Raw genomic sequence first — 24,511 nt, 5'->3', positions numbered from 1 at the left:
CACGAGTTCGGGACGGCAGGCAGGGCGCCTGCCGCCCCGAACTCACGTTTCAGATGCGGATCGTTCTACGCGTCAGTTCTTTTCGATGTCTTCGTAGACCGGAATGCCATTCCAGCTGATGGTCACGTTGGAGACGTTCTCCGACCATCCACTGGCTGCGTTGCGGTACCACGTCGGAATTGCAGGCAGGTCCTTGAGCAGCACTTCCTGAGCCTGATCGAGCAGTTCCTGAGCCTTCGCCTTGTCCGTCTGGCCGGCCGATTCGCGCAGGAGGCGGTCGAACTCGGGGTTGGAGTACTCACCGTCGTTTGAGCTGCCGCCGGTCTGGTAGTTCTGCGCCAGGAAGCCGTACTGCTGCGGGTAGTCGCCCTGCCAGCCGGAGCGGAACGCGCTCTGGATGGTGCGGTCGGTGGCTTCGGTGCGGATCTGCGCAAAGGTGGCGTACTGCTTGCCCTTTGCATCGATGCCGAGCGTGTTGCGGATGCTGTTCGCCGTGGCGTCGACCCATTCCTGGTGTCCGCCGTCCGAGTTGTATCCGATCTCGAAGCTGCCGGACCACGGCGCGATGGCGTCAGCCTTGGCCCAAGCGGCCTTGGCTGCCTCGGGGTCGAACTTCAGGTTGCCGTTACCGGTCAGCGAGTCGTTCCAACCCTCGATTGCGGGGCTGGTGAAGTCGAGAGCAGGCGTCCTGGTCTTGTTGAAGATCTGCTGCGTGATCTGATCGCGGTTGATTGCCATCGAGATCGCCTGACGGCGGAGCATGCCCTCTTCACCGCTGAAGTGCGCCAGGCGCCCCGGGATCGTGAACGTCTCGATGGTTGCCGACGGCTGGTTGACCGTGCGACCGGCAAGATCCGACTCGAAGGTCGTGACCGCGCTCGGCGGGACCTGGTCGAGGACGTCGACGTTGTTGGCGAGAAGATCGGTGTACGCCGTGTCGAGGCTGTTGTACATGATGAAGTCGACGCCGGCGTTCTTCGGCTTGCGGTTGCCGTTGTAGTCCGGGTTCACGACCGTGTCGATGCGGACGTTGTGCTGCCACGCGCCGGTTCCGTCGAGCTTGTACGGGCCGTTGCCGACCGGGTTCTCGCCGAATGCGGTCATGTCCTTGAACGCGACCTCGGGCAGCGGGTAGTACGCCGTGAAACCGAGGCGGTCGGGGAACGCCGACTCGGGCTGCTTGAGTTCGATGGTGAAGGTGGAGTCGTCCACAACCTTCAGACCCGACATCGTCTGAGCCGTCGGAACCTCGGCGGCAACTTCGTCGTAGCCCTTGATCGGATCGAAGAACGATGCCTGGATCTGCGCGTTGGTGGAGAGGGCTCCGAAGTTCCACGCGTCGACGAACGACTTCGCGGTGACGGGGGTGCCGTCCGTGAAGGTCCAACCATCCTTGAGCTTGACGGTGAAGTTCTGACCGTCGGTGCTCTCGATGGACTCGGCGACCTCGTTCTCCGTGCCGCCGTCGGCGGTGTACGAAACGAGACCGGCGAACAGGGAGTCGAGGACGCGGCCGCCCTGGTTCTCACTCGTGTTCGTGGGGATGAGCGGGTTCTGGGGCTCGCCCGCCCAGGCGTTGACGACGCCGCTGGACGATCCGCCCGACGAATCGCCGGACGAACATGCCGTGATCAGCACTGCCGTCATTCCGAGCGCGACCGCGCCGGTCGCTATGCGTGAGATACGCAAAGGAATTCCTTCCACATCTAAGTGACCCCGAGCATGCTCGCGGCCTGCCGACAGCCGTAACTGCCGGCGTCGTGTCGCCTACAACTGAAAGTGAACGTGACTTCGAGTTGCGGTCGAATAATGGTTTGACAATAGACACATCGAACCCGAAGCGCGCACCGCACCCATTGTTGGAAAATTGGGGGTAATTGAATTCGCACACATTCGTTCGTCGGCAGATGCGACCACCCGTCGCATCGTTTCGACCGATCGTCGCAGGACAACGGGTTGCAACGTGATGCAACGGTGCGTTTGCGCGAGCTTGTGACTACCCTCACACGGAGTCAGAAAAGTGTCGATCAAAGTGGAAAGAAGGCCGTCAGCCATGACAAGCGCAGCCGAAACAGACGTCCCCCAGGCATATCCGCCGAGCGCAGAGTTCGCTGCGGCCGCCAACGCGGGACCGGAGTTGCAGGCTGCCGCAGATACCGACCGCCTCGCTTTCTGGGCGAATCAGGCTGAGCGCCTTCACTGGCACGAGAAATGGACCGACGTCCTCGACTGGACCGACGCCCCCGTCGCCAAGTGGTTCGTCGGCGGAAAACTCAACGTCGCCTACAACTGCGTCGACCGCCACGTCCTCGCCGGCAACGGCGACCGCGTCGCCATCCACTTCGAAGGCGAACCGGGCGATTCGCGCGATCTGACCTACAACGACCTCCTCGCCGAAGTCAGCCGCGCCGCAAACACTTTCACCGACCTCGGCCTCGTCGCCGGTGACCGCGTCGCGATCTACATGCCGATGATCCCCGAAGCGATCGTCACCATGCTCGCCTGCGCCCGCCTCGGCCTGACCCACTCCGTCGTCTTCGCCGGATTCTCCGCCACCGCCCTGCGCTCACGCATCGACGACGCCCAGGCCAAGCTCGTCGTCACCGTCGACGGTCAGTGGCGACGCGGCGCAGCAGCACCCATCAAAACAGCGGTCGACGAATCCGTCGCCGGCGCCGAATCCGTCCAGAACGTGTTGGTGGTCAACCGAACCGGCATCGACGTCGACTGGACCGACGGCCGTGACCTGTGGTGGCACGAGACCGTCGCGCAGGCCTCACCCGAACATCAGGCGCAGGCTTTCGACGCCGAACATCCCCTGTTCATCCTCTACACCTCCGGCACCACCGGTAAGCCCAAGGGCATCATCCACACCTCCGGCGGCTACCTCACCCAGGCGTCTTACACCCACCACAACGTCTTCGATCACAAAGCCGGACAAGACGTTTACTGGTGCACCGCAGACATCGGCTGGGTCACCGGACACTCCTACATCGTCTACGGCCCCCTCTCCAACGGCGTCACCCAGGTCGTCTACGAAGGCACCCCCAACTCCCCCGACGAGCACCGCCACTTCAACATCATCGAGAAGTACGGCGTCTCCATCTACTACACCGCACCCACCCTCGTGCGCACCTTCATGAAGTGGGGCCGCGAGATCCCCGACGCCCACGACCTGTCGTCCATCCGCCTCCTCGGCTCCGTCGGCGAGCCCATCAACCCTGAAGCGTGGCGCTGGTTCCGCGAGGTCATCGGCGGCAACAAAGCGCCCATCGTCGACACCTGGTGGCAGACCGAGACCGGCGCGATCATGATCTCCCCGCTGCCCGGTATCACCGCCACCAAGCCCGGATCCGCCATGGCGCCGCTCCCCGGCATCTCAGCCAAGATCGTCGACGACGACGCCAAGCCCCTCGGTCCCGGCGGCAACGGCTACCTCGTCCTCGACGAGCCGTGGCCGGCGATGCTGCGCGGCATCTGGGGCGACATGGACCGTTACCGCGACACCTACTGGTCCCGCTATGCCGAAGAAGGCTGGTACTTCGCCGGTGACGGCGCCAAGTACGACGACGACGGCGCACTCTGGGTCCTCGGCCGCGTCGACGACGTCATGAACGTTTCCGGGCACCGCATCTCCACCTCCGAAGTGGAATCGGCACTGGTCAACCACCACGGTGTCGCAGAAGCCGCCGTGGTCGGCGCCGCAGACGAGACCACCGGACAGGGCATCGTCGCCTTCGTCATCCTGCGCGAAGGCGTCGAGAACACCGGCGACATCCTGATCGCCGAGCTCAAGGCTCAGGTCTCCACCGACATCAGCCCCATCGCCAAGCCCCGTCAGATCACGATCGTGCCGGAACTGCCCAAAACGCGATCCGGCAAGATCATGCGCCGCCTCCTGCGTGACGTCGCCGAAGGCCGAGACCTCGGAGACACCTCAACCCTGGTCGACCCCAAGGTATTCGACGCGATACGCGGCAAGTAGGGCCTTCGGCCCCCGTGCGCCTTTTTGGTAGTGGGAACTACCAAAAAGGCGCACAGGGGCGGAGCCCCTCTCGCAACTTCTCTTCCTCTTTCGACGTCAGCCAGGACTCCTCGGCCACGCGAATATCTGCAGCAACCCGCTTGTGCAAGGACTTTCCGCGCGCGGAGAGAAACACGCGCACCTTCCGGCGGTCGTCCTCACCGACTTCGCGATAGATGAGCGCAAGCGAGACCAGCTTGTCCGCGACTCGCGTCAGCGTCGGAGCCGGCGTTCCCGTTCGATCGCGCAGCTCAGCCATCGTCAGCCCCTCGGTCGACGCCAAGGCTTCGAGCGTCATCCAGTGATCGAGAGTGAGATTCTCTGCCGCCAGCGCCTTCTCCGCCGCTGCCGCGGCCATTCGAGCTGCTCGGACCAGCGCGGTCGTCAGCGACGCATCAAGAATTCCGGAGTCACTTTTTCTCACTGATCGCTCCCCCGCTGTTGCGTAGTTCACACTTCTCGGGCAATACTTTCAAATGAAATGATAGTAACCCAGGCCAGGCCGCTGACTCCCGATTCCGGCGGCGGCGCATGAGCGCTACCGGCGCGCTCGAACGCGCGCGCAGCGCGGTGTGGCGCCTGGGCATGGTGGTTCCCCTCCAGGGGCCGGCCGGACTGTTCGGCCCCTCCTGCGAAGCAATCAGCGAATTGGCCGCCCGCGACCTCAACAACTCCGGTGGCGTACTGGGACGCGAAGTCCAGATCGAAGTGATCGACGGCGGCGCTTCACCGAGCGCCGTCGCCGCCCGCGTGCAACAGCTACTCGACGCCGGCGACATCGACGCCGTCAGCGGCTGGCACATCTCCTCGGTGCGCCACGCGCTTGCGCCCGTGGTCGCCGACCGCATCCCGTACTCGTACACCTCGCTCTACGAGGGCGGCGAGGTCAGGTCCGGCATCTACTGCTCGGGTGAGACACCACGGCAGCAGATCGCGCCGGCGCTGAAGTGGCTGCGCGACAACGTCGGAGCACGTAAGTGGTTTGTCGTGGGCGACGACTACATCTGGCCGCACAGCTCACTCGGGGCAGTCCGACAGTTCGCGACCGAACTCGACCTCACCCTGGTCGGTGGTTCGTTCGTCGACCTGGGGCGCGGCAACATGAAACAGCTGGTCGAGACCGTCTCGAACTCCGGGTGCGACGGCGTGATCATGCTCCTCGTCGGCCAGGACGCCGTCGACTTCAACCGCGCCTTCGCTCGCCGCGGCCTCGACGAATCGATGATCCGATTCAGCCCGTTGATGGAAGAGAACATGCTGCTCGCGAGCGGACCGAGGGCAACCCGAAACCTGTTTGCCTCCGCCGCATACTTCCGTTCGATGGTCGACGGCAACTCCATGGACCTGCTCGGACGCTACGTCGCACTGCACGGCGCACACGCCCCAGCGCTGAACAATGCTGCCGAGTCGTGTTACGAAGGGATACATACCCTTTCGGCCCTGGTTCGACGCGCCGACAGCACACATCCGCACGACCTGGACGCCGTCGTCGAAGGCGCCGCGTACGACGGACCTCGCGGAACCGTCGAGTTTCGTGATCGTGTTGCACGGCAGAAGATTCAGCTTGCCGTCGCCGACGGACTCGACTTCTCGATCATCGCCACCCTCTGAAATCTTTCCCTGAGATTCACCTCTTGACTTCTGTGGCGCGCATCACTTAGTTTCATTTGGAATCATTTCATTTGAAAGTAACCCGTCCCGAAGTAACCGGAGGTGCCCGATGGGCAGTGTTGGTTTGCTTTACGTGGGAGCCGTCCTCTTCGTCAACGGACTGATGCTGCTCGGCACAGTTCCCGTTCGATCCGCCTCGGTCCTCAACCTCTTCGTCGGCGCTCTTCAGTGCGTCGTCCCCACCGTCATGTTGATTCAGGCACAGGGAGATTCGAGTGCCGTCCTGGCGGCCTCGGGGCTCTACCTGTTCGGATTCACCTACCTCTACGTGGGCATCAGCAATCTCGCCGGCTTCGAACCAGAAGGAATCGGATGGTTCTCGCTGTTCGTCGCGTGCGCCGCACTGGTGTATTCCTTCCTCTCGTTCACGGTGAGCAACGACCCGGTATTCGGCGTCATCTGGCTCGCGTGGGCAGCACTCTGGACGCTGTTCTTCCTGGTGCTCGGCTTGGGCCGGGAAAATCTCGGCCGCTTCACCGGTTGGGCAGCAGTCCTTCTGAGCCAGCCCACCTGCACGGTTCCCGCCTTCCTGATCCTGACCGACAACTTCCACACCACGCCTGCCGTCGCGGCCGGCTGGGCCGGAGCACTTCTGGTTCTCCTGGGTCTGGCCAAGATCCTCGCCGCCCCCAAAGCCGCAGTACCCCAATCCCGTCCAGTCTTCAACTGATCCACACAACCAAGGAGTGAAAGACAATGCGACACGGTGACATCTCCTCGAGCAACGACACAGTCGGCGTAGCAGTGGTCAACTACAAGATGCCCCGCCTGCACGATCGCGCGGGCGTCCTCGAGAACGCGCGCAAGATCGCCGACATGATGATCGGCATGAAGACCGGTCTCCCCGGAATGGATCTCGTGGTCTTCCCCGAATACTCCACGCAGGGAATCATGTACGACGAAGAGGAGATGTACGCGACAGCGGCCACCATCCCCGGTGACGAGACCGCGATCTTCTCCGCTGCATGCCGCGAAGCCGACACGTGGGGAATCTTCTCCATCACCGGCGAACAGCACGAAGATCACCCGAACAAGCCGCCGTACAACACGTTGATCCTCATCGACAACAAGGGCGAGATCGTTCAGAAGTACCGAAAGATCCTGCCCTGGTGCCCCATCGAAGGGTGGTACCCCGGTGACACCACCTACGTTTCCGAGGGACCCAAGGGGCTGAAGATTTCGCTGATCATCTGCGACGACGGTAACTACCCGGAGATCTGGCGCGACTGCGCGATGAAGGGCGCCGAACTGATCGTCCGCTGCCAGGGATACATGTACCCCGCCAAGGACCAGCAGGTGATGATGTCCAAGGCGATGGCCTGGGCCAACAATTGTTATGTGGCAGTTGCCAATGCGGCCGGATTCGACGGCGTCTACTCCTACTTCGGGCACTCGGCGATCATCGGATTCGACGGTCGAACGTTGGGCGAAACCGGCGAGGAAGAATACGGAATCCAGTACGCGCAACTGTCCGTCTCGGCAATTCGTGATGCGCGCGAGAACGATCAGTCCCAGAACCACATCTTCAAGCTCCTCCACCGCGGCTACTCCGGCGTCCATGCAGCCGGTGACGGCGACAAGGGCGTCGCGGACTGCCCGTTCGAGTTCTACAAGCTGTGGGTCACCGACGCCCAGAAGGCTCAGGAACGCGTCGAGGCCATCACCCGAGACACAGTGGGTGTAGCGGATTGCCGCGTCGGAAACCTGCCGGTCGAGAAGACAATCGAAGCGTAAGGATCTCGCCGTGCCGTACATCACCGACATGCTCCATGACCGGAACAGTGCAGCAGCAGCACCACCGGCCGAGGAACGAACCGAACCCGCACCGGTAGGAGCCTTCGACGCCCACAAGCTCTCGAAGGCCCTCGGTTCCAAGATCGTTGGGCAACAGGCCGCCGTCGACGCTGTGGTTCGCGCAATTTCGATCGCGCATGTCGGTGCCACGGATCCGACGCGGCCGCTCGCCAACATCCTTCTGGTCGGCCCCACCGGCGTCGGCAAGACGGAGTTGGTGCGGCGCGTGGCCGCGGAACTACGTTCAGGACCCGACGATCTGTGCCGCATCGACATGAATGCTCTAGCACAAGAGCACTATGCGGCATCGTTCTCCGGCGCTCCGCCTGGATATGCCGGAAGCAAGGAGTCCTTCACACTGTTCGACAAGAACACCGTCGAGGGCGATCCGTACACCCCCGGAATCGTTCTGTTCGACGAAGTGGAGAAGGCCGACCCCACCGTGCTGCGTGCGCTCCTGCAGGTCCTCGACAACGGCGAGCTCCGGTTGGCGAACGGTCAGCAGAAGATCTCGTTCCGCAACAGCTACGTGTTCCTGACGTCGAATCTCGGTTCGGCTGCGGTGGCGGAACATCGACGGTCCCGGCTACGCCAGATCGCCGATCGCGTCCGGATCGATCGACCCCGCCACGGTCACCACCTGGTGCAGCGCGCGTTGGAGAAGTTCTTCGACCCCGAGTTCTTCAACCGCATCGACGAAACCGTGATCCTCGACGAGTTCGACGAACGGACGGCGGAGCAGGTCACTCGGCTCGAAATCGGACTGATCACAGCTCGGTTGGCCAGGAGAGGCGTCGACGTGGAGGTGGACGACAGCGCCGTCGCACTCCTGCAGCGACGCGGATTCGATCCGGTGTACGGAGCGCGTGGGCTGCGCCGGACCATCCGGAACCTCCTGGCTGACCCGGTGGCCGGTGCCGTTCTCGACCTGCGACCGGTCGGGACGCAGCCACTCGCCTTGCAGGCCCGGGCAGTTGCTGATCAGATACAGGTAAAGAAAGTTTCATGAGTGCTCGCTCACGTTGCGGATCGAATCCGCAACGTGGGCGACACATTTCAAACATGTCCGCGTAACGCCACCTCCCTAGGTTGGGTGCCTGCACCACAAAGTGCACATGCACAGGCACCCAGGGGAAGTGACGTCATGACAGCAGTGAACGAGCAGGTGTCCGCAGTCGCGCCGGACAGCGCGAATCCCGGCCAGAACACCGCGCTGAAGGAGACGCTGGAGGACTACACCCTCCGTTTTGCGCCACGCAGCTACCGCAAATGGGGAACCGGAGTCGTCGCGACGTCCGCACTCGGCGGAATCGCATATCTCGCAGACTTCTCGATCGGCGCCAACATCGGCATCTCGTACGGCACCGGTAACGCGCTTCTGGGCATCGCAGTGTTTGCCGTCGTCATCATGGCCACGGGCTTCCCACTCGCCTACTACGCTGCGCGATACAACATCGACCTCGATTTGATCACGCGCGGAAGCGGTTTCGGATACTACGGCTCGGTTGTCACCAACGTCATCTTCGCGACGTTCACGTTCATCTTCTTCGCCCTCGAGGGTTCCATCATGGCCCAGGGTTTGAAACTGGGGCTCGGAATCCCACTCTCGATCGGGTACGCGGTCTCGACGCTGATGGTCATCCCACTGGTCATCTACGGAATGAAGGCTCTGGCGAAGCTCCAGGTGTGGACGACGCCCTTGTGGCTCGTCATGATGGTTCTGCCGTTTCTGTATCTGCTGTTCAAACACCCTGATTCAGTGAGCGCATTCTTCGCCTTCGGCGGTGAGGACGGCGCAAACGGCAAGGGCGTCAACTTCGGTTCGGTGATGTTGGCCGCGGGCGTCTGCCTGTCACTGATCGCGCAGATCGCCGAGCAGATCGACTACTTGCGGTTCATGCCGCCCAAGACGCCGGAGAACACCCGCCGTTGGTGGGCTGCAGTCATTCTCGCCGGCCCCGGCTGGGTCATCTTCGGTGCGTTCAAGCAGATCGTCGGACTGTTCCTCGCCGTGTACATCATCGCGAACGTCGTCGACGGATCATCGATCGCCAACCAGCCCGTGCACCAGTTCCTCGAGATCTACCAGGACATGATGCCGCACTGGCTCGCGATGACGCTGGCCGTGATCCTCGTGGTCATCAGCCAGATCAAGATCAACGTCACCAACGCGTACTCCGGGTCACTGGCCTGGACCAACTCGTTCACCCGGGTCACCAAGACCTACCCGGGGCGCATGGTCTTCGTTTTGGTCAACCTGGCGATCGCACTGATCTTGATGGAAGCCAACATGTTCGACTTCCTCAACACGATCCTCGGGTTCTACGCCAACTGCGGTATCGCATGGGTCGTGGTCGTCGCCTCGGACATCGCGATCAACAAGTACTGGTTGAAGCTCTCCCCGAAGGTCCCCGAGTTCCGACGCGGGATGCTCTACGACGTCAATCCCGTCGGCTTCGTGTCGATGCTGCTGGCTGCGGGAGTGTCGATCCTGGTGTTCTTCGGCGCTTTCGGTTCGGCGATCAAGCCGTTCTCCCCGATCGTCGCCATCGTCATCGCACTGGTGATGCCGCCGGTCCTGGCCGTCGCCACCAAGGGCAAGTACTACCTACGCCGCACTGACGACGGCATCGATCTGCCGATGTTCGACGAGTACGGAAACCCTTCCGGCGAAACGCTTTTGTGCTGCGTCAGCGGAATCGAGTTCGAGCGTCCCGACATGCTCGCGTCGAACGTTCCCGGTCCGCACGGTGAAAAGCAGTACATCAGTTCCTTGGCATTGAGCACCGACAAGACCGGTGAGCACGTCCTGCCTGCTCAGCCCTGACAACTGCTGTGCGCCTTTATTAACCGCCGGGGGTTAATAAAGGCGCACAGCAGGGTTATGCCCCTACATCATCCAGCGACTCACCCTTCGTCTCACGCATGACCAGCAGCGCGACAAACGTCAGTGTCGCCGCTACGAGGAGGTAGATGCCGACCCAACCGACGCCGTAGTTCTTCGCGAGGTAGACGGCGATGAACGGCGCCACCGCTGCGCCCAGAATACTGGCCGTGTTGTACGCGATTCCCGAGCCCGTGTAGCGGACGTTGGTCGGGAAGAGTTCCGGGAGAACGGCACTCATCGGGCCGAAGGTCAGGCCCATGAGCAGCATGCCCACGATGAGGAACGCCAACATGCGTCCGTCGTTCATTCCGTCCGGTTCGAGGAAGACCCCGAAGGTCAAGCCGAACACCATGATAAGGCCAGTGATGATCAGCAACGTGATCCGGCGCCCGTAACGGTCGGCGAGCCAACCCGAGACCGGCACGGCGGCAGCGAAGAACACGACTGCGATCAGCTGCAGGACAAGGAAATCGGTGTATTTGAAGCCCGCACCGGTTCCGCCGTCGGCCGCCGTCTTGCCGGTTCCGTGACTGAGCACCCAGGTGGTCATGATGTAGAAGAGCGTGTACGTCGCGAGCATCACGAACGTACCGATGATCAGCTGGCGCCAGCTGGTCTTGAACACCTCGGCGACCGGGGTCTTGACCTTCTCGCCGCGCTCGACCGCACGCGCGAACACCGGGGTTTCTTCGAGCTTGAGCCGCACGTACAGGCCGATCATCACCATGATTGCGCTGAGCAGGAACGGAATTCGCCAACCCCAGCTCAGGAACGCACCCTCGAGGTCCGGGCTGGAATTGTCGTGGTTCATGAACAGCGTGATGATCAGGAACAGGCCGTTGGCCATGAAGAAGCCGATGGGGGCACCGAGTTGTGGCCACATCGCCGCCCAGGCCCGCTTGCCTTCCTTGGCTGTCTCGGTAGCGAGCAGGGCAGCACCCGACCATTCACCGCCGAGTCCGAGACCTTGGCAGAAACGCATGAGCGCCAACAACGCCGGGGCCAGCAGACCGATCTGGTGATAGGTGGGCAGCAGACCGATGAGGAAGGTCGCGATGCCCATCGTCAGCAGCGAGCCGACCAGCGTTGCCTTGCGTCCGACGCGGTCACCGAAGTGCCCGAAGAGAATCGAACCGAGGGGACGGGCGACAAACGCGAGTCCGAACGTCGCCAACGACGCGAGAAGCGCGGTGGTGTCGTTGCCCTTCGGGAAGAACAGGTGCGGGAACACCGATACTGCCGCGGTTGCATAGATGTAGAAGTCGTAGAACTCGATGGACGTACCCACCATGCTGGCAACCACGATTCGGCTGCGTGGCACTCCGGCAACGGTATCTACTCCACCGTCCTCGGGCTTGGGTGGGTTCTCACTGACTGACGTGCTCAAAGCATGCTCCTGCGCCGATTTTCGGAAGATGTCCAATTGGTGGGATGCTGTCCCAATCAGTAGGAATTGAACACCCGCGGGGTTTTCCTGCGCAAATCCGACTCCGCGAATTCGGCTCAGCGGGCAATCCGCGATAAAATTCCGTAAAGGTGAGCCGGGAAGTCTGGTCGGCACGTGCATTCGATGCGTCACAACGTCGAGCACGTTCATGTCTGTTGCAACCGAATTCGGTTGCACGAACAAAGGTCGTCCCCACGCGTGATCTCCACTCTGCGTTCCGAACTGTCCCGCTATCTCCGCACCGAAACGGTGGGCGGATCGATACTCCTGATCGCCGCTGCCGTCGCTCTGATCTGGGTGAACTCACCTTTCGGTGAGAGCTACATCGCACTACGCGACTTCCAGATCGGCCCGTCCGCACTCCATCTCGACCTCAGCCTGGGCACGTGGGCGCAAGACGGACTGCTCGCCGTCTTCTTCTTCGTCGCCGGCCTCGAGCTCAAACGCGAACTGGTGGTCGGCGAACTCGCGGACCGTAAAGCCGCGATGCTGCCGATCATCGCGGCGTGCGGCGGCGTCCTGGTCCCCGCGATCATCGCGGCGTCCATCGGCTTCGGCACGCCCGGCATGGACAAGGGCTGGGCCATTCCCGTCGCGACGGACATCGCTTTTGCCCTCGGCGTGCTCGCGCTCACCGGCTCGAAGATCCCGGCGAGCGCCCGAGTTTTCCTGCTCAGCCTGGCCGTCGTCGACGATCTGCTCGCCATCATCCTCATCGCCGTGCTGTTCACCGGTTCCCTCGCGATGCTGTGGCTGCTGACCGCGGCCGCCGCCCTGGCTGCCTACGCCTACGCCCAACACAAACGCATCACGACGCCGTTCCTCTACGTCCCGCTGGCACTACTGACCTGGTACGCGATGCACGAAGCGGGGATCCACGCCACACTCGCCGGCGTCGCGCTCGGCCTACTCACCCGGGTCAGGCGTGATCCGGACGAGGAGTACGCGCCGGGCAGCCGTCTCGAGCACCGCATTCAGCCGTACTCCGCAGGCTTCTGCGTTCCCGTCTTCGCACTGTTCGCCTCCGGTGTTCCGATCAACGCCGCGGTACTCGGCGACATTTTCACCGACCCAGTCGGGCAATCGGTTGTCGTCGGTCTGCTGGTCGGCAAAACCGTCGGAATCTTCGGGATTTCCCTGCTCGCGATCAAATTGGGGATCGCAACCAAACCCAAGACACTGGAATTGAGAGACATGTTTGCCCTCTCAGTTCTCGGTGGCATCGGGTTCACCGTTAGCCTGCTTGTAGCAGACCTCGCATTGGACGGGGTCGGCGATGGCAGCGAGGCCGAGATAGCGAAGGCCGCAGTTCTCGTGACATCGTTGGTGGCATCGCTGATCGGATCAGCGCTGCTGTGGCGACGTGGACGGGTTCATGCGGCTCGAGACGACGCTTCCACCGCCATTGCCACGGACGCGAGAGAACTACCTGGAGAGGTCGACAAGTGAGCTTGACCAACGGAGAGAGCCAGCGCTTCACCGGAGATGGAGTACCGAACACGGTCTCTTCCATCCCTCTCACCGATGTGGACGCCCGCACGCCGGGCGAGGCCACCATCGGGGCCCTCGTCAAGGATGCGACCGCACAGGTCTCCACCCTCGTGCGCGCCGAGGTTGAACTCGCCAAGGCCGAGGTCACGGGCGAGGTCAAGAAGGGCCTGCAGGGCAGTGTCTTCTTCATCCTGGCCTTCACAGTTCTTCTATTCAGCTCGTTCTTCTTCTTTTTCTTCCTGGCCGAGATGCTCGACACCTGGGTGCCGCGCTGGCTGGCGTTCCTCATCGTCTTCCTGATCATGGTGGTGACCACCGCGATTCTGGCGCTGCTCGGCTATCTACGCGTGCGCAAGCTGCGGGCTCCGGAGAAGACGATCGAATCGCTCAAGCAGGCCAGGAACGTCATCCCCGGCAGCCATGACGACGCAAAGCCGTCCGTCGATTTCAACGCGCGCCGGTAGCGAGTCTGATCAAAAGTGGCAGCCCCAGATCCATCCACCGTCAGGTTCGACGGCCCCTGGATTCACCGGGACATTCACGCCAACGGCATCCGGTTTCACGTCGTCGAGGTAGGCGACGCGGAGCCGGATGCTCCGTTGGTGGTCCTGTTGCACGGATTCGCCGATTTCTGGTGGTCCTGGCGCCATCAGCTGACGGCGCTGTCCGAGCAGGGCTTCCGCGTCGTCGCGATGGATCTTCGTGGGTACGGCGATTCCGACAAGCCCCCTCGCGGCTACGACGGTTGGACGCTCGCCGGTGACGTAGCCGGCCTCATTCGTGCGATGGGTTACGGCAAGGCCACGTTGATCGGTCATGCCGACGGAGGTCTGGTGTGCTGGGCGACCGCCCTCCTGCATCCACGCCTGGTGCGGTCGATCGCGCTTGTCTCGTCACCACACCCGATGGCGCTCAAGCAAGCCGTCGTCCGCGACCCTTATCAGCGCCGGGCACTGTTGCCTTCGTTCCTGGCCTACCAGGTACCGCTGCGCCCGGAGCGACGGCTGACGGCCGACAAGGGCGCCGAGGTGGAGCGCCTCGTTCGTTCGAGGTCCGGCCCCACCTGGCCGCAACAACCCGAGTTCGCGGACGTCATGAGCAAGATGCGATCCGCGATCCGGATCCCGGGTGTCGCGCATTCCACGTTGGAGTACCAGCGCTGGGCCTTCCGCAGCCAGCTCCGCCCCGAAGGGCGTCGCTTCATGAAGTTGATGGATCAGGTTCTTCGCATCCCGATCCTCCAGATCCACGGCGAACTGGACCCGTACGTCCTGACGCGCACCGTGCGTCGCGACAGGCACTGGGCACCCACCGAGAAACTTCACACCATCGCAGGCGTCGGCCATTACGCACATCAGGAAGCCCCGGAGCGCGTCAACAGCACGCTCCTGCACTTCCTGACCGACGAGCCTTCCTGACCGCTACAGAATGCAGGCGCCGGTCGGCACGGGCGTCGAGGCCGACGCGGCCGCGTTCAACTGACGCGAGACTTCCTGCGCGGTGAGGACGAATCCGGTGTCGCTGTCGTCGACGGCAGCGCCGAACACGACGCCGAGGACCCGTCCCTGATCGTCGACCATCGGTCCACCCGAGTTGCCCTGCCTGATGGATCCGCGAACGGTGTAGACCTCGCGCTGGGTGGTTCCGGCCTTGTAGATGTCCGGCCCGTTCAGGTTCAGAACCTCACGAACGCGGGCTGCGCTGGCCGTGTACGGACCACCGCCGGGATAGCCGAGCACCAACGCGTTGTCACCGGTCTGAGCCTGCTCCGGAGCAAACGGCAGCACCGGCGCGTCCAATCCGGGAACCGCCAGAATCGCGATGTCGACGGCGGAGTCGAAGAGAACCACCTGCGCGGGCAGTGCGCCCTCCATGGTGTCCACCGTGATGCTCTCGGTTCCGGCGACCACGTGTGCGTTGGTCATGACGCGTTCGGGAGCGACGATGAATCCGGATCCCTCCAGCGCGCGCTGGCAACTCGGTGCGACACCGTTGATGCGGAGGACGCTCGGACGCAACTGCGCCGCCAACGGACTGGCCAGAACGCTCGCGTCGGGTGCTTCGACCTCGGTGATGGGTGTGCGCCCGAACGGGCCGATGACATCCGGCAGACCGGAGGTGTCGAGCAATGCCGAAAACTCGGTCGGGATGCGACGCAGCCACTGCGGCGCCACTTCGTCGACACTGGCGAGTACATCCGAACCACGAACAGCGGCGGCAATGTTCGGCTGCGACGAAGAAGTGAGCGGAATCGCAAGCAACCATGCCGCGACCACGACGGCCACCGCCTGTAGACCCGCGCCGATGACGCTGTCGACGGATCGCGCAGTCGGACTGTGCATTCCGCTGCGCGCTGCGCGTCCGAGCACCATGCCGGCGACCTCGCCGATGATGACCAACACCACGATCAGCGAGATGCCCGCGAGGATGCGAAGTTTGCCTTCGGTGACGTGCACGAGCAGGTGCGGCGCCAACAGAATTCCGGCCACGGCACCGAGGATCACGCCGACAAACGCCAGCGCCGACGCCACCGCACCCTGACGCCATCCGGACGTGGCCGCGATGAGAGCGACCAGAACGATGGCGATGTCCACCCAACGGGAACCTGTCATCGCGGTACCGCCGAATCCTCGACACCTTCACCGAACTCGGACAGCGCTGTGTCCAGGTCTCTCACGTCCTCGTAGTTCCACGGAATCTCCCAGCCGGACACCGTGAACAGCGCCGCGAGGATTCCTGCTGTGAACCCCCAGACCAGCATGCCCTCGGCGCGGAACGCCGGGCCCTGGTATCCGAGGGGATGGCGAACCTGAAACCGGTTGTCCGGGTCGAGCAACGTACGCAGTGGCACCCTGGCCACCCGTCCGACCTCGCCCTCGTCCTGAATGCCCACCGTCGTCGGCTGCTCCCAGTAGCCGAGCACCGGCGTCACGTCGAAACCTGACGGCGGGATGAAGATCTCCGGCAGCACGGTGAGCGGCTGAACACCGCTCGGATCGAGTCCGGTCTCCTCCTGCGCTTCACGCAGCGCGGTGCCGATGGGACCATCGTCGCCCGGGTCGGCTGCGCCGCCGGGGAACGCGACCTGTCCGCTGTGCTGACGCATCGTCGACGCCCGCTGGGTCAGCAAGACGTCTGCGCCATCAGGCAAGCCGCCGACGGCCAGAGGATCGGCCTCACGCGGGCCGCCGAAGAGCACCAGCACCGCGGCCGGACGCGTCACGGTGCCTCGCGGCGCACGACGCTCGAGGACCGGGTTGATCCGGTGGGGATCGGTGGGCTGTGTGCCGGCGACAGCACGCAACCACTCGGGAACCGGTGTGCTCATACGACGACTCCCAGATATTGCGCCGCAGCGGCGGCGATTTCGTCCGCACTGCGGAAAGGTTGTGGCAAGACCTTGGCGACTGTTCCATCCGCGCGCACGAGCACCGACACCGGCAGCACCGGCGGTGCGCCCACCGCGATCCGCACCTTGCCGTCACCGTCCTGGACGCCGGGCAAACGCACGGAGTAGTCGATGAGTCGCGTCAAAGCGTTCTCCTGATTCGGATCGGAATGCACCGTCAGAACGTTGATGCTGCCGTCGGCGCGCTCCGCGAATTCCTGAAGGTACGGAAGCTCTTCGGCGCACGGCGCACACCAGTACGCCCACAGGTTGAGCAGAGTCGGCTTTCCGCCCACCGCTGCGGCAAGGTCGACGGGCGCTCCGTCGGAGACGCAGTCGAGGGTGATTCCGGCGAGAGCCGAGTCGGCAGGCGCTTCGCCGGTCGGAGTCGGGCAGGGGGCCAGAGCCGCCTGGCTACGGAGTTGATCGAGCGATTCCGACGAGGGCGTGAACGTCGGCGGCTGATACGCCGACGAGGACGGACCCGTCGACGTAGGCGTCGTGTCGTCTCCCCCGCGGGGCCAGATCGCCACGACGAGAGCGGCGACGACCACGAGCGCAGCGAGAGACCATCTTCCGGCACTTGTCATCGGCGATCACAACCCTGCCAGGGCGAGCAGGTGGTCGGTCTCGGGGCCTTTCACCAGGGCGCCGGCCTCGGTTTTGTCGGTCGGGCCGAGCCCGTACGACGGGCAGTCCTTGGCCAGAACACACACACCGCACGCGGGCTTGCGCGCGTGACAGACCCGTCGGCCGTGAAAGATCACGCGATGTGAAAGCAGCGTCCATTCCTTACGTTCGATCAGTGCCCCGACGGCGTGTTCCACTTTGACGGCGTCTTCTTCCTCGGTCCATTTCCACCGCCGCACGAGCCGACCGAAGTGGGTGTCGACGGTGATTCCCGGAATGTCGAAGGCATTGCCCAGCACGACGTTCGCGGTCTTGCGTCCGATGCCGGGGAGTTTCACCAGATCTTCGAGCTTGTTCGGGACCTGACCGTCGTAGCGTTCGAGTAGCGCCTGACCTAGTCCGATCAACGACGTCGTCTTGTTCCGGTAGAAGCCGGTGGAGCGGATGTACTCCTCGAGTTCGGTCCGATCGGCTTCCGCGTATGCCTTGGCGTCGGGATAACGCGCGAACAGTGCAGGCGTGACCATGTTGACGCGGACGTCGGTGCACTGCGCCGACAGGATTGTCGCTACTGCCAACTCCAACGGTGTCGTGAAGTCGAGTTCGCAATACACGTGCGGAAATGCCACGGCGAGCTCACGATTCATCCGACGCGCCCGGCGCACCAATCCGAGGTGTGATTCTTCTTTCCGCGCACCCCCCGAACGCGGTTTCTTCCGCTGCTCTGAACTGCCTGTCGGGGTGGTCTGCACTCAGACAACTGTACGGATACGACATGAGTGGAGACTCCGTCGTGTCGATTCTGAGACCTTCGACGTGTTTACTTCCCCCTATGCAAGGACTCGCAGTAATTCTCTTTCCGCTACTGCTGATGCTCTTTGCCCTGGCGATGGAACGAGTCGAAGGGCGATTGCGTCGGCTCTCGGTTCAAGAGCACGAAGTAGAAGACTTCCTCGATCAGGCAAGTCACGACGACGTCGCCCGCCTGGCAAGCGATGGGTTTCCTCATGCTTTCGCTCGCTTCCACCGGAAGCGGAAGGGCCGTCAGTCGGAGGCTCCCGAAAGCGCCAGCCTGGGCGAAATCCGGACACAACGGGCAAGTTGACGGCCATACAAAGTAGTCATCACGGCGGATTCCGGAAGAATTTTCGGCTCTTACGTGGCATCAATCACTCGTCGCGAGCTATCGGGACGTAGACTTCGATGCCGTACCTGTTGCATTGAACACAGATTGCATTGGACACAGTGTCTCACTCATGAGGGCTGAGCCTGTGTACGACGGTTTGTGCGCAGCGCGGGTACAAAGATAGATAGCGCAAAAATGACACCACAAACGAACAAATCCCAACAAGGAGCGCACGTGGACGACGTCCTGGCAAGAGCCGGCATCTTCCAAGGAGTCGAGCCCTCAGCGGTAGCGGCGCTGACAAAGCAGCTGCAGCCCGTCGACTTCCCCCGTGGACATGTCATCTTCAACGAAGGTGAGCCCGGTGACCGCCTGTACATCATCGTGTCCGGCAAGGTGAAGATCGGTCGACGCTCACCCGACGGTCGCGAGAACCTGCTGACGATCATGGGCCCGTCCGACATGTTCGGCGAACTGTCCATCTTCGACCCCGGCCCCCGCACCTCGACGGCAACGACCGTCACCGAGGTTCGCGCCGTGAGCATGGACCGCGACGCTCTCAAGGCATGGATCCAGCAGCGCCCCGAGATCGCCGAGCAGCTGCTGCGCGTTCTCGCCCGCCGACTGCGTCGTACCAACAACACCCTGGCCGACCTGATCTTCACGGACGTTCCCGGCCGTGTCGCCAAGGCGCTCCTGCAGCTCGCGCAGCGCTTCGGCACTCAGGAAGGTGGCGCCCTGCGCGTCACCCACGACCTCACGCAGGAAGAGATCGCCCAGCTCGTCGGCGCTTCCCGCGAGACCGTCAACAAGGCACTCGCCGATTTCGCACACCGCGGATGGCTTCGCCTCGAAGGCAAGAGCGTCCTGATCTCGGATTCCGAGCGTCTGGCCCGTCGCGCACGCTAGTTCTTCCTGTTCTACTTTTTCGGCCGCTCCCACTTCGACGGGGGCGGCCGAAGTCGTTCCCTGGACTCCTGTTGTACCTATCGGTAAAGTCTGTACCGATAGGTACACTTCTAACCGAGAGGCCGCACCATGACCGTCCGAGCACCCATTCCGCCCTTCACCCACCAAACCGCCACCCAGAAGGTTCGACTTGCCGAGGACGGATGGAACTCGCGCGATCCACAGAAGGTATCGCTGGCTTACACGCCGGACAGTTGGTGGCGTAATCGGTCGACATTCGTCACCGGCCGATCCGAAATCGTCGAACTTCTGACCGAGAAGTGGACCCGCGAGCTGGACTACCGGTTGATCAAAGAGTTGTGGGCGCACAGCGGCGACCGCATCGCCGTGCGATTCGCGTACGAGTGGCACGATCACGACGGGCAGTGGTTCCGCTCCTACGGCAACGAGAACTGGGAATTCGACGCCGACGGCCTCATGCATCACCGTCATGCCAGCATCAACGACGTCCCCATCGAAGAGTCGGAGCGAAAGTTCTTCTGGGATTCGACCGGACCACGCCCGCACGCTCATCCGGGCCTGAGCGAGCTGGGTCTGTGATGAAAGAATGAGCACATGGCCAGACAGGTAGCTGAACGCTCCGACACGATCCCCGCGCTCGCGAACGTGTTCCGAACCTACGGGTTCGACGGAGCGAGCCTGGCCGTCATCACCGAACACACCGGATTGGGCAAAGGCAGTCTCTACAACTTCTTTCCGCGGGGAAAGGAAGAGATGGCCGAGGCGGTGCTCGACGAGATCGACGGATGGTTTCGCACCGAGGTCTTCGAACCGCTTCGAGCAGAGTCGGTTCCACCGAGGCAGCGCATCCAGAGCATGTTCGCCACCGTGAGCGACTACTTTCGATCAGGACAACGCATTTGCCTGTTCGGCGCATTTGCACTCGGTGAAGAACGAAACCGCTTCGGCGCCAGGGTGCGAACCTACTTCGACGAATGGACCGTCGCTCTCGAAGCGGCACTCGCCGGCACCGAAAATTCCACCGACCTTGCCGAAGAAGCCGTGGCCGGGATCCAAGGCGCGATAGTGATGTCGCGAGCACTGGGCGACGACGCCGTGTACACACGAGTGACGACGCGACTCGAAGATCGACTGGTCCAAGCCCTCTCGCCGTAACGCATACCGCACGACCACAAAGGCATTTGTGCCGCAGAATCGAGCTGGCATGCTCGAAAATGCACTCTCGAATCGACAGCACAAGAAGAAAGGAACCCATGCCCTCGTCCGAGACGGTGATCGCATCCACAACTTCGGGGAAGGTCCGCGGCCGAAAGCGCGACGGCTCCTACTACTTCGGTGCGATTCCCTACGCCCGCGCACAGCGTTTCGAGAAACCGCGGCCAGTGGAACCGTTCTCCGACGTCTTCGACGCCACGGCTCTCGGAACAGTATTCCCCCAACCACCTTCACGTCTCGAACGGATCATGGGACCGCCGCTCCCCGAGCCGGAGCAGAGCGAGGACAGCTTCACCGTCACCGTCACAACCCCCTCGCTGACCGGTCGCCGCCCAGTTCTGGTCTGGCTGCACGGCGGCGGCTACTCCAGTGGCGGCGGCTCCCTCCCTTGGTACGACGGCCACGCTTTGTCAGCCGAAGGCGACGTCGTCGTGGTGTCGGTCAACTATCGCGTCGGCGTGCTCGGATACCTTCTCCTCGACGGCGTCAGTGAAGGCAATCTCGGAGTCCACGATCAGATCGCGGCCCTCGACTGGGTGCGCGAGAACATCGAGGGATTCGGCGGCAACCCCGATTCGGTCACCGTATTCGGCCAGTCTGCCGGCGCTCATTCCATTGTGAATCTGTTGAGCAGTAACTACTCTCGAACTCTGTTCCATCGAGCAATTCTGCAGAGCACCCCCCGACCGGACCTCAACTTCACGCAGGCTGCGGCAATCGAGAACGGCGAGACGTTTGCCCGACTGCTCGACGGAGATCCTCGAACCGCGCCGCTCCCCCGTGTGCTCGACGCATTCCGCGGCACGGCAATCGAGTTCAGCCAACGGTCCCCCAATGTCGTTCAACCGCCATTTGCGCCGATTTCCGGGCTTGAACCGGTGACCCGAACTTTCGAGGCAGCGCCGGACGTCATCGTGGGCTACACCCGCGACGAGGGATCCGCGTTCCTGCGCGACGTGGTGGGCGCACCCGATCCCGAACGTGTCGCCGAAGAAGCACTGACACAGAACATGTTTGCCGAACCAGCGATGGCGCTGGCCGACGCCTTCACCGAAGCCGGTGCGTCGGTGTACACGTATCGCTTCGACTGGACACCGTCCGACGACGTCTTCGGAGCCACCCACTGCATCGAACTGCCCTTCGTGTTGGGAACCGAGCAGTCCTGGCAGAGCTCGCCGATGCTGGGCAGCAGCGACTGGCCGAGCATCGACGCACTGGGCCGTCGTGTGCGCAGGCACTGGACGTCGTTTGCGCACACGGGAAGTCCGGACAGCAGCGAATCGTGGGAGAAGTACACAACGGCCCAACCGATCGGAATCACCTTCTCCTGAGCAACTTCGGGCGCCTACCCACCAGGAGAAATCCCGACTAGGATTGCTCCATGGACATGCCCAAGCTCCTCGACGGGCGACTCAAACTCCGCCATCTCCTGCTCGTCGACGCATTGAGCCGTCAGGGCAGCGTGGTCGGTGCCGCTGCCGCACTTCACATCACGCAACCCGTCGCGACCCGCAGTCTGCACGACATCGAGTCCATTCTCGGTGTCTCGCTCTTCGACCGCGGTCCGCGCGGAATCACCCCGACCATTTTCGGTGAGGCATTCACCACTCATGCTCGGGCCGTGATCGCGCAGCTGACCGAAGCAGGGCGGCACGTCGTCGAGCTTGCCGACGCCAATCGCGGAACCGTCATCGTGGGAACACATCTCGCCGGATCCAACGTGCTGCTTCCGGGCGCCATCGCGCGACTGAAGGTCCAGCACCCCCTGCTTACCGTCATCGTTCGCGAAGGCACACCCGAGCAGCTGCTCACCGATCTGGAGGCGGGTCGGATCGACCTGATCGTCGGCCGACTCACCTCACCTACCGACGACACCGCGATCAGGCGAAACCTCTACGCGGAGTCGGTTGAACTCGTCACCCGCGTGGATCATCCACTCGCTCATCGCGAGGACATCCAACTCGAAGAACTGCGTGGCTTCCCCTGGATCCTGCCCGGTGTCGAGACAGTGCTCCGCCGCGAACTCGAGGAGTTCTTCGCCCGCAACGGCCTGCCGTTGCCTGAAAATCGCGTCGAGGCAACCTCTTTCCTCACGGTGCGTCAGCTGCTGGTCGAGACCGACATGATCGCGGTACTACCGAGTCTCATCCCCCGCGACGACGCACGTTTGACCACCCTGTCCATCACTCTCGATCCGATCGGGCACAGCGTCGGCATCACCTCGTCGGCGACTCGAACGTCGAGCCCGTCCGCGCAGGCGTTGATCGCGACGCTGAAGTCCTTTGCAGACGAGCTCATGCGACCGTGAAACGCAGATCGGCCCGCTCCCTCGCAGGGAGCGGGCCGATTCGGAACAATCTCGCACTCAGGCGTTTTCGGAGACCCGAATCTCTTCGTTCTCCAGACCCCGCGACGAATCGGGGACAAGCTTGAACAGTGCGATGGCGCCGACCAGGCTGATCGTGCATATCGAGGCGAGGTACCAGGTGACGCCCACCGAAGACCCGGTGGCGTCCAGCAGTGCGGTGGCGATCATCGGCGCCAGTCCACCTCCGAGAATCGCACCACTCTGAAGGATCAGAGACGAACCGGAGTAGCGGACCTTGGCCGGGAACGTGTCGGCGATGATACTGCCCTGAACGCAATGGGTGACCGGCACGATCAGACCCATACCCAGGAACGCGATGACAGCGATCACTTTGTTCTCGGTGTTCAGTAGCGGGAAGAACACGATGCACCACAACAGGATTGCGGCCGATCCGCCGATGAACATGTGTCGACGCCCGTACTTGTCGGCGATCTTGGTCCAGAACGGTATGGAGAGGAACCAGAGGACAGCCGCCGCAGTCACGCTGAGCACGAGGAACTGCTTGTCGTAGCCCAGATGTTGAGTTCCGTACGACAGAGTGAACACCATGAAGGCGTACGCCACGGCGGAGTTCGCCAAGCACGCGGCCAGCGTCAGCGACAGACGCGGGAAGCCGACCTTGAGCGATTCACGCAGCGGGAAGCTGACTATTTCGCCCTTCTCCATGATCCCGGCGAATGACGGTGACTCGGTGACGCGCAAGCGAATCACCAGACCGATCGCCACCAGAACGAAGCTGAGCAGGAACGGGATTCGCCATCCCCACGAGGCAAACGCGGAGTCCGACATCACGGCATTGGTCGTGAGGAAGATGCCGTTGGCCAGAACAAGTCCGGCCGGTGTGCCCATCTGCGGGAAACCTGCGTACAGATTCTTCTGCCCGGCCGGTGCATGCTCCATCGACATGAGCGTCGCGCCGGCGCCTTCACCACCCAGACCGATGCCCTGAACGACGCGCATGGCCACCAGAAGGACAGGCGCCCAGAATCCGATGGAGTCGTAGTTCGGGATGAGGCCGATGAGCGTCGAACCGACGCCCATCATCACCAGGGAGACCACAAGTGTGGCCTTGCGCCCGATCCGGTCGCCGAAGTGCCCGAACACGAGTCCGCCCACCGGCCGCGCGATGAATCCGACGGCGAAGGTGCTGAAGGCAGCCAGCGTGCCGGCAGTGGGGCTCAGGCTCGGGAAGAATTGTTTGTTGAAGATCAGCGCGGCAGCTGTGCCGTAGAGGAAGAAGTCGTACCATTCGAGAGTTGTGCCGGCCAGAGTTGCCATGGCAACTCGGCTACGGGCAGCTTTCTCCGGCAACGGCTTTCCGTCACTCGTTGTGCTGTTGGATATCTTGTCTGACATCGCGGAACCTATCGATTGGATGGGGCAGGCGGACGATGAAATCTGTAGTCACCGACCCCGTCTTCGGGATTGTCGGCATCACGAGCGTCGTCGATCGTTGTGTTTGGAATTGTGCTCGCTCGAGACATGACTCACAAATGCCGAATTCACCGTCCGCCATACCGGAAAGGGTATAGCCGGGGTC

General features: G+C 62.8%; 23 protein-coding genes. 15 read left to right on the top strand and 8 right to left on the bottom strand.

The genetic code is table 11. From position 1 onward, the window contains the following. Positions 1-72: 72 nt before the first annotated feature. Entirely contained in the window at positions 73-1,689 is a 1,617-nt protein-coding gene (locus tag ACFQ6Y_RS15815) for an ABC transporter substrate-binding protein (protein ID WP_378445749.1), read from the bottom strand. A 364-nt stretch (positions 1,690-2,053) separates the two neighbouring features. Here ACFQ6Y_RS15815 and acs point away from each other — a divergent pair, with 364 nt between their 5' ends. Beyond that, on the top strand, positions 2,054-3,985 hold the full coding sequence (gene acs / locus ACFQ6Y_RS15810) for an acetate--CoA ligase (RefSeq protein WP_378634273.1): 1,932 nt from the start codon (positions 2,054-2,056) through the stop codon (positions 3,983-3,985). Between the two features lie 37 nt (positions 3,986-4,022). Here the strand turns inward: acs and ACFQ6Y_RS15805 are convergent, their stop codons facing one another. Continuing rightward, positions 4,023-4,382, bottom strand: coding sequence for a MarR family winged helix-turn-helix transcriptional regulator (locus ACFQ6Y_RS15805; RefSeq protein ID WP_378634371.1), 360 nt, complete (start codon positions 4,380-4,382; stop codon positions 4,023-4,025). Positions 4,383-4,555: 173 nt separating this feature from the next. Between ACFQ6Y_RS15805 and ACFQ6Y_RS15800 the strand changes: the two genes are divergently transcribed. The 5 genes from ACFQ6Y_RS15800 to ACFQ6Y_RS15780 all read left to right on the top strand — a co-directional run bounded on the left by ACFQ6Y_RS15800 (position 4,556) and on the right by ACFQ6Y_RS15780 (position 10,316). Next, positions 4,556-5,635 (top strand): substrate-binding domain-containing protein, encoded by a 1,080-nt coding sequence (locus ACFQ6Y_RS15800; protein WP_378634270.1) that lies wholly within the window; start codon positions 4,556-4,558, stop codon positions 5,633-5,635. A 109-nt stretch (positions 5,636-5,744) separates the two neighbouring features. Then, positions 5,745-6,365 carry an AmiS/UreI family transporter gene (locus tag ACFQ6Y_RS15795; RefSeq protein ID WP_378445745.1) on the top strand — a complete coding sequence of 207 codons (621 nt, stop codon included), beginning with the start codon at positions 5,745-5,747 and terminating at the stop codon, positions 6,363-6,365. A gap of 26 nt (positions 6,366-6,391) precedes the next feature. After that, positions 6,392-7,429: an aliphatic amidase gene (locus ACFQ6Y_RS15790; protein ID WP_230816507.1), complete on the top strand. Its 1,038-nt coding sequence runs from the start codon at positions 6,392-6,394 to the stop codon at positions 7,427-7,429. A gap of 10 nt (positions 7,430-7,439) precedes the next feature. Beyond that, positions 7,440-8,498 (top strand): AAA family ATPase, encoded by a 1,059-nt coding sequence (locus tag ACFQ6Y_RS15785; RefSeq protein WP_378634264.1) that lies wholly within the window; start codon positions 7,440-7,442, stop codon positions 8,496-8,498. A gap of 135 nt (positions 8,499-8,633) precedes the next feature. Next, positions 8,634-10,316, top strand: coding sequence for a purine-cytosine permease family protein (locus tag ACFQ6Y_RS15780; protein WP_378634261.1), 1,683 nt, complete (start codon positions 8,634-8,636; stop codon positions 10,314-10,316). 55 nt (positions 10,317-10,371) lie between these two features. On the opposite strand, the gene ACFQ6Y_RS15775 is transcribed toward ACFQ6Y_RS15780, so the two are convergent. Beyond that, positions 10,372-11,763, bottom strand: a complete 1,392-nt coding sequence (locus tag ACFQ6Y_RS15775) for an MFS transporter (protein WP_378634256.1) — start codon at positions 11,761-11,763, stop codon at positions 10,372-10,374. Positions 11,764-11,937: 174 nt separating this feature from the next. Between ACFQ6Y_RS15775 and nhaA the strand changes: the two genes are divergently transcribed. The 3 genes from nhaA to ACFQ6Y_RS15760 are packed head-to-tail and all read left to right on the top strand — an operon-like array spanning position 11,938 to position 14,732. Further along, positions 11,938-13,272 (top strand): Na+/H+ antiporter NhaA, encoded by a 1,335-nt coding sequence (gene nhaA / locus ACFQ6Y_RS15770; protein ID WP_378540447.1) that lies wholly within the window; start codon positions 11,938-11,940, stop codon positions 13,270-13,272. Further along, entirely contained in the window at positions 13,269-13,778 is a 510-nt protein-coding gene (locus ACFQ6Y_RS15765) for a phage holin family protein (protein ID WP_230816512.1), read from the top strand. Before nhaA ends, ACFQ6Y_RS15765 begins: the two co-directional genes overlap by 4 nt. 15 nt (positions 13,779-13,793) lie before the next feature. Further along, a complete protein-coding gene (locus ACFQ6Y_RS15760) occupies positions 13,794-14,732 on the top strand; it encodes an alpha/beta fold hydrolase (RefSeq protein WP_378445740.1) in 939 nt (312 codons plus the stop codon). A gap of 3 nt (positions 14,733-14,735) precedes the next feature. On the opposite strand, the gene ACFQ6Y_RS15755 is transcribed toward ACFQ6Y_RS15760, so the two are convergent. The 4 genes from ACFQ6Y_RS15755 to nth are packed head-to-tail and all read right to left on the bottom strand — an operon-like array spanning position 14,736 to position 18,084. Beyond that, complete coding sequence (locus tag ACFQ6Y_RS15755; RefSeq protein WP_283306660.1) at positions 14,736-15,926, bottom strand: MarP family serine protease; 1,191 nt, start codon at positions 15,924-15,926, stop codon at positions 14,736-14,738. Then, on the bottom strand, positions 15,923-16,642 hold the full coding sequence (locus ACFQ6Y_RS15750) for an NUDIX hydrolase (RefSeq protein WP_378634247.1): 720 nt from the start codon (positions 16,640-16,642) through the stop codon (positions 15,923-15,925). The genes ACFQ6Y_RS15755 and ACFQ6Y_RS15750 overlap by 4 nt, the downstream gene beginning before the upstream one ends. Continuing rightward, entirely contained in the window at positions 16,639-17,292 is a 654-nt protein-coding gene (locus ACFQ6Y_RS15745; RefSeq protein ID WP_378634242.1) for a TlpA family protein disulfide reductase, read from the bottom strand. Before ACFQ6Y_RS15745 ends, ACFQ6Y_RS15750 begins: the two co-directional genes overlap by 4 nt. Positions 17,293-17,298: 6 nt before the next feature. Further along, positions 17,299-18,084 (bottom strand): endonuclease III, encoded by a 786-nt coding sequence (nth, locus tag ACFQ6Y_RS15740; protein ID WP_378634235.1) that lies wholly within the window; start codon positions 18,082-18,084, stop codon positions 17,299-17,301. An 80-nt stretch (positions 18,085-18,164) separates the two neighbouring features. On the opposite strand from nth, the gene ACFQ6Y_RS15735 reads away from it, so the two are divergent. The 6 genes from ACFQ6Y_RS15735 (at position 18,165) to ACFQ6Y_RS15710 (ending at position 22,911) form a co-directional block, all read left to right on the top strand. Then, on the top strand, positions 18,165-18,437 hold the full coding sequence (locus tag ACFQ6Y_RS15735) for a hypothetical protein (protein ID WP_019746620.1): 273 nt from the start codon (positions 18,165-18,167) through the stop codon (positions 18,435-18,437). Between the two features lie 255 nt (positions 18,438-18,692). Further along, a complete protein-coding gene (locus ACFQ6Y_RS15730; protein ID WP_003943506.1) occupies positions 18,693-19,367 on the top strand; it encodes a Crp/Fnr family transcriptional regulator in 675 nt (224 codons plus the stop codon). A gap of 129 nt (positions 19,368-19,496) precedes the next feature. Further along, positions 19,497-19,967: a DUF1348 family protein gene (locus tag ACFQ6Y_RS15725; RefSeq protein ID WP_378634230.1), complete on the top strand. Its 471-nt coding sequence runs from the start codon at positions 19,497-19,499 to the stop codon at positions 19,965-19,967. 15 nt (positions 19,968-19,982) lie between these two features. Beyond that, entirely contained in the window at positions 19,983-20,543 is a 561-nt protein-coding gene (locus ACFQ6Y_RS15720) for a TetR/AcrR family transcriptional regulator (protein ID WP_378634226.1), read from the top strand. Between the two features lie 98 nt (positions 20,544-20,641). Further along, positions 20,642-21,934, top strand: a complete 1,293-nt coding sequence (locus ACFQ6Y_RS15715; RefSeq protein WP_378634223.1) for a carboxylesterase family protein — start codon at positions 20,642-20,644, stop codon at positions 21,932-21,934. Between the two features lie 50 nt (positions 21,935-21,984). Next, positions 21,985-22,911: a LysR substrate-binding domain-containing protein gene (locus ACFQ6Y_RS15710; RefSeq protein WP_230816521.1), complete on the top strand. Its 927-nt coding sequence runs from the start codon at positions 21,985-21,987 to the stop codon at positions 22,909-22,911. A 57-nt stretch (positions 22,912-22,968) separates the two neighbouring features. On the opposite strand, the gene ACFQ6Y_RS15705 is transcribed toward ACFQ6Y_RS15710, so the two are convergent. Beyond that, positions 22,969-24,327, bottom strand: a complete 1,359-nt coding sequence (locus ACFQ6Y_RS15705) for an MFS transporter (RefSeq protein ID WP_378634220.1) — start codon at positions 24,325-24,327, stop codon at positions 22,969-22,971. Positions 24,328-24,511: the final 184 nt, after the last annotated feature.

This window comes from Rhodococcus sp. NPDC056516 (assembly GCF_042794655.1).
Lineage (GTDB): Bacteria > Actinomycetota > Actinomycetes > Mycobacteriales > Mycobacteriaceae > Rhodococcus_F.
Note: the sequence above shows the minus strand (reverse complement) of the source record. Positions and strands in the feature narration are given on the sequence as shown.